At 71.0% G+C, this 4,385-nt stretch carries 4 protein-coding genes and 1 pseudogene; all 5 read right to left on the bottom strand.

Going from position 1 to position 4,385, the window contains the following annotated elements; translation table 11 throughout:
- Positions 1 to 1,528 (bottom strand): hypothetical protein (locus V7053_RS18045; RefSeq protein WP_334173643.1); only part of this gene is annotated, 1,528 nt, incomplete at its 3' end.
- Between the two features lie 142 nt (positions 1,529 to 1,670).
- Entirely contained in the window at positions 1,671 to 1,907 is a 237-nt protein-coding gene (locus tag V7053_RS18040; RefSeq protein ID WP_334173642.1) for a hypothetical protein, read from the bottom strand.
- Between the two features lie 292 nt (positions 1,908 to 2,199).
- On the bottom strand, positions 2,200 to 2,601 hold the full coding sequence (locus V7053_RS18035) for a HepT-like ribonuclease domain-containing protein (protein ID WP_334173641.1): 402 nt from the start codon (positions 2,599 to 2,601) through the stop codon (positions 2,200 to 2,202).
- On the bottom strand, positions 2,598 to 2,888 hold the full coding sequence (locus V7053_RS18030; RefSeq protein WP_334173640.1) for a nucleotidyltransferase family protein: 291 nt from the start codon (positions 2,886 to 2,888) through the stop codon (positions 2,598 to 2,600). The genes V7053_RS18035 and V7053_RS18030 overlap by 4 nt, the downstream gene beginning before the upstream one ends.
- 373 nt (positions 2,889 to 3,261) lie before the next feature.
- Positions 3,262 to 4,385 (bottom strand): annotated as a pseudogene (locus tag V7053_RS18025) (relaxase/mobilization nuclease domain-containing protein); the annotation flags it as partial.

Genomic DNA, 4,385 nt, shown 5'->3' with positions numbered 1-4,385 from the left:
GGCGGGAACGCTCGACGGCCTCGTAGGCCAAGGCCGCAGCGGGCCCCAGGGCGCGGAACACTGGCCTGACGGCGTGGATCTTGCCGGCGCGCCAGGTCAACTCCCGTGCTGTCTTTCGGTGCTGCTCGGGCAGTTCGATGAGGTACACGTCGGCGTTGCGGTGGCGGGCGTCGGCGATCTTGGTGACCATCCCGTCGGATAGCTCGGCGAGCCGGCGCAGCAGCCGGGCGACGGTGCCGTGGTGCCGGCCAAGGGCCAGGGCGAACGTGCGGCAGCCAACGTCCAGGACATTGGTCTCCATGGTCCTCATATACGCCAGCACCCCACGCAGAAGGAACCTCAGACCGATCCCCTCCCGCCCAAGAGAATGGAACCTAGCATCGAGCACCACGTAGAGGACATTCTCCAGATCGTTCACCAACTGGTGGACCGAGGCGGCCGAGGCTTTTGCCCCCCCGGTGGGTTCAGGAGGGCTTGTGTCGCTTTTACGGGTACTCCTCTTCCCGGCGCTGTTGGCGGTGAATTCGAGCGCCTTGGCCCACTCGCGCTCCAGCAGCCGCTCGAGCTGGGACCTCGACTGGTACAGGGCCGCCAGGCCGGGGAACTGGCCTCCCAGCTCGCCCCGGACCTGGGGAAGGGTCCACCCGCAGGCCGCGAGGTGGTTCAGCACCGCCATCCGCGCCTCCGACGCCGACCGGTAGCGCGTCGTGTCGTACAGGCCCGTCTCGGCGACCGCCCGCAGCGGAGACTTCCACCCGCCTGTCCATCGCTCGGTCGTGGCAGGTCTGATGCTCTGCTCTGTGCCGGATGGGGGAGCGGGGGCGGTGCCGACGCGGCGGGCGGCCTCCTCCCGGTTCCGCCGGAGCTCCGGGGCCAGCGCCCGGCGCAGCCGCTCCACGGTCTCCGGGGCGTTACGGCGCCGCAGCACCTCGTACGCCACCGGCAGGGGAGTGACGAGCTCCTGGTGCCCGCCCCGCTTGTGCACCGACCCCGGCACACGGACGCACCCCGTTGAGGCGTTCCGGTGCGGGCCGGCATCCAGGCTCGGCGCCAGGCGGGCCAGCGCCTCCACCAGCTCCCGGGCCTGCGCCCCCTCCATCCGCTCGGCCAGTGGCACATACAGGTGCCGGCCCCCGCTGGGAGAGACATCCTCCACCCAGCGCAGCCCACACCCGGTCAAGAGCGCGCCCAGTCGCACTGCGTCCCCGTCCACCACCGCCTGTGCGGCAGCCGAGGTGTCCAGGTCAAGGCACAGCGTGGCCACCGACCCGTCCGCCCCGTGCACCAGCACGGCAGCCGGCGCCTCCGGCAGGGAGCCTGTGAGTTTACGGGGAGAGCCCGGGTAGCCGAACTTCCCCCGAACCCACCGCCCCGAACGGTATGCCGGCCGCCCCGCGATCAACGGCGCCAGCGCCCACGCCCGCCGGTGCTCGTAGGGCAGCGGGGCCTGCCCCACCGCCCGTTCCGGGCGGGACACGCCCGGGAGGCCGGTCAATGCGATTGCCAGATCGGCAGCCTCGGCTACCATAGAGACAGCTCCTCGAAGTCAGAGGGTGCAACGAAGGGACCCACCCGCAAGGGAGGGTTTCGGATCCATCACCGGGTCGCCGCCAAGCTAGGGGTGATGGAAGGCTTATTAGAGGGCCCGCCAAGTGCGGGCCCTCACTCTTTTAAGAGGCCCGCGCGATAGGCAGCGCCTCCTGCCCTGCAGCATGATCGAGGATCTGCTCGAGGTCTATCTGAGCAATCGCCGCGGAAATGAGAGGTTCAAGGACATCCTGGTAAGACCGGCCTTGGACTTCTGCCAGCATCCTGATGACTCGGCCGTCTTCGGGGGACAGCTTTACGTTGAAGGCGTCGCGGGGGCCAAGGCTAGGCCTGCCCATGCGCTTCTTCGTCGGTGTCATGCTGCCATCCTGTAGGAACTTAGATAAAAGGAAAGGGAAGTTGTGCGGCGTGTCGCCGCCGACTTTCCAAGTTTCGTTCCGCATTTGCTTAGGGACGACGGCGCACTCGCGCGGACCACGCTCATCGCAGCCGCGGCCGAACTGCTCGAATGGTCGGCACCGGCAGGCCGCCACCCAGTCCGGAGGGCGTGCGGCGAGCGGACAACGAGCATGCCGCCGGGTGCTGGGCATCCGGGCGGCCCGAGTCGCCAAAGGCGGCGGCAGCGAACGCGGAGCGGTTGCCGAAGCAGGCCTACCGGTCTCTGCCGCCCGGCTCGGCGCCGGGAGCAGGTCGCGGGTCGGGAGTGATGCCGACTGCGCCCAGCTGTGAGAGGAGGTCTGGGAGTGCTGTGGCCACCGTGTCCCAGACGAGGTCGAGGTCTATCTCGAAGTAGCCATGGGCGATCCGATTGCGCATCCCGCGCATCGCACGCCAGGGCACCTCGGGGTGGGCCCGGGCATACTCGGGGCAGGCGTCCATGATCTTCGTGGCGGCCTCGCCGATGATGACCAGGCTCATGGTCACCGCCTGCTGGGTGCGCCGATCCCGGGAGAATCCCTCCCGGTCGGTTCCGGCGGTGAATTCGACGGCATCGGCGGCGGCCTGCCTGATGTGGTCCAGCCAGTCCCCGAGCCGGTTCACCTCGGTGCTCATACGGGGCGGGCCTCGGCCAGGACCCGGGCCCGGAAACGCGGCGGGAGGTCCCCGGGGGTGAGGACGTCAACATGGACGCCGAGGAGTTCCTCGAGCTCGTCCTGGAGCGCGCCGAGGTCGAACAGGGTCGCTCCGGGCTGGGCGTCCACGAGCAGGTCCAGGTCTGACCCATCGCGGTCGGTGCCGTGCAGGACAGAGCCGAACACCCGCGCATTCCCCGCCCTATGGCGCAAGGAGGCCTCCCGCACCGCGGCTCGCTTGGCCTCGAACGCGGCAGATGGGCGCATCGGACTCCTCCCTCCTCCGGTCGATACGGCGGCCCCGGATACCACGGAGCCCCAAACGGTGCCTGGGCTGATTCTCGCAGAAAACGACCGAGGCCAGCACGATTCCCTTCACCCAAGTACGGGCAGACAACGGTGAATCGCCCTGGCTCTGGTGGAGGGTCCGATCCGACAAGGATTCAGCTCATGCCTGCAGCCGGAAGGACGACGCAGAGATCCAACGGTTCACCGAAGGCACCCGCGAGCCATGCCCCGGTCCCACCGGCCACAATATTCTGCGAACGTCGGCGGGGTCGTTGAAGCGCGGCGCAGCTGCGCCGCTGGCGCTGACGCCTGCCTCTCAAGAATTCCCTGAGACACGGCCGAGGGAAGCCCGTCAGCGGCTGATTCCTTGGTCCCTGTCCCTGCCGGGCGGCTTCCGGGTGACGCGTGCCTCCGCGGGGGCGGTCCGGGCTCCCGGGGTCGGCGCGGTCGGGAACGACTGGGCGACCAGGCGCCGGATCTCCTCCAGCTCGCCTTCCGGGCCCGGGGGCGCCTCCCGGCGTGGGCCGCTGGGTTCCACGTGCTGGGCCGAGCGGTGCTGTTCCTTCAGCGCCTGCAGGTCCCCGCGGACGGCGGCGAGCTTCTCCACGGCGGCGGCCCGGATGCGCTCGGCGTCCCGGAGCCTTCCGGCCGCCCGGTGCATCTCGAAGACCGCGCGCATCGTGCTGCGCAGCTGGGCCAGGAGCAGGGCGTGGCCTGCTGCTGTGGAGGGCCCGACGGCGGTCTGCATCAGGAGCATGCCCGCGCCCTTCGCACTCGGCAGGGGCGCGTGCCCGGCCCGGGGCGGGAAGCGGCGCAGCTGCGCGGTGCGGGCCAGGGCTTTCGCGGTCTCGGCCAGCGGCCCCGGCACCGGTTCAGTGCACAGGCTCCACGCCGCGAAGGCCCCGGAGGTTTCGCGGGCGGCCTGGGCCCAGAGTGCATGGTCGTCCAGGGGGACGTCCCTGAGCCGCCCGCACAGTGCCCCGACCTCCGCGGTGTGCCTCTGCCACTCCTCGGCGGTGGGCTCGCGCACCTCACGCCCTGGGGCCGTGACGCGCTTGCCGGCCGCGGCGGCCTGCCACTCGGCCAGCGCCGCGGCCCCCGTCCCGTCGCCGGTGTCCCAGCCCTCGCGGAGCCTGGGGAGGGTCAGGTCCCGGGCGATCCTTCCCCCGCCGAACCACACCGGCCGCTCGCCCCTGCTCGCCGGCTTGAGGGCGACCGAGTAGCCCACGACCGATGTCTTCTCGTCCTTCGCGTAGCGGGGCCGGACGAGGACGCCGGTGCGGCGCAGGCGGCACACGAACTCTGCCTCGTCCAGGCTCGCAGTGGACGCCGCGCGGACGGCGCGCTGGAGCGTCTCACGGTCCAGCTCGGGGGCGCCCTTGGCTGCGGCGCGTTCGCGCTCCTTGGGGTGGTAGCCGCGCTCGGCGTGGATGCCGCGCACGATGCGCAGCCCGTGCCCGGCCTCGAGCTCGGCGC

Source organism: Sinomonas sp. (genome assembly GCF_036848755.1).
Lineage (GTDB): Bacteria > Actinomycetota > Actinomycetes > Actinomycetales > Micrococcaceae > Sinomonas.
This window is presented reverse-complemented; position numbering and strand designations above follow the sequence as displayed.

Excerpts from the sequence above, each read along its gene's own strand:
- V7053_RS18040 (WP_334173642.1), bottom strand. The coding sequence starts at position 1,907 with ATGACACCGACGAAGAAGCGCATGGGCAGGCCTAGCCTTGGCCCCCGC.
- V7053_RS18035 (WP_334173641.1), bottom strand. The coding sequence starts at position 2,601 with ATGAGCACCGAGGTGAACCGGCTCGGGGACTGGCTGGACCACATCAGG.
- V7053_RS18030 (WP_334173640.1), bottom strand. The coding sequence starts at position 2,888 with ATGCGCCCATCTGCCGCGTTCGAGGCCAAGCGAGCCGCGGTGCGGGAG.